This is a genomic window from Actinomadura bangladeshensis (genome assembly GCF_004348335.1).
Lineage (GTDB): Bacteria > Actinomycetota > Actinomycetes > Streptosporangiales > Streptosporangiaceae > Spirillospora > Spirillospora bangladeshensis.
Window position 1 is genome coordinate 1 of record NZ_SMJW01000572.1, and the last position, 884, is coordinate 884.

Sequence of the window (884 nt, forward strand, 5' to 3'; positions counted from 1 at the left end):
CAGTGAGCCATTTCCAACTTCATGTGGCCTGGTGGTGAAGGGTGAGGATGGCTTGGACGATGGCGGTCAGGCGGGACGGTGAGCAGCGGGCCTTCCGCAGGATGCGCCAGTGTTTGAGGGTGGCGGCGCCTTGCTCGCCCAGGGCGCGGACGCGGGCGTGGTGGCGGTTGAACAGCTTCTTGCGTTTGCCGAGCTTGCGGTGCTTTCTGCGTTTGTACGGGGTGCCGATCGCGCCGCCGGCCCCGGCATAGGCCTTGTCGGCATAGCAGGCGATCGCGCGGCTGGTGAGGGCATCGATGATGCCGTGGGCGCGGGCGGCGGTCAGATCATGCGTCGATCCGGGCAGCACGGGCGAGGCCCAGATCAGCCGTCCGTGCGGGTCGGTGAGGAACTGGATGTTCACCCCGTGCCGGTGATGTTTGCCCGAGTAGTACAGCCGGTCGCCTGCGCCTGACAGCCGGTCGGTCGGCGCGAGGGTGCCGTCCAGGATGACGAACGCCTTGCGCTGTGCGATCCGGATCGCCTCGCGCAGGTCGGGCGCCAGTTCGGCGAGCAGGGCGATGACCTCGGTGACGTAGCGGTGCGCGGTCGCCGTGCCGACCTTGAACGCGGCGGCCAGGCGTTCGAAGGTCTCGTTGCAGCGCAGGTGCACCAGCACCAGCAGCGCTTGGCGGGCCGGCGGCAGTGCTCGCCACCGCGATCCGATCCGGTGGCGGTGGCCGGTGATGAGATCGGCCACGAAGGTACGGGTAGAGGACGACAGATCCAGCGCAGCGCGGTAGAACAGCACCAGAGGCTCCTGGCAGTGCGGTTGTTTTGGTCGACTTCGCATCTACCAGGGGCCTCGCCGCGTCACCGACCGGATCCGCCTACCGCAACAAGCC

1 protein-coding gene is annotated in these 884 nt (G+C 68.1%); it reads right to left on the minus strand.

Annotated features, from left to right (window positions below):
* Positions 1-19 precede the first annotated feature (19 nt).
* Positions 20-790, minus strand: coding sequence for a transposase family protein (locus tag E1284_RS40925; RefSeq protein ID WP_131945471.1), 771 nt, complete (start codon positions 788-790; stop codon positions 20-22).
* Positions 791-884: the final 94 nt, after the last annotated feature.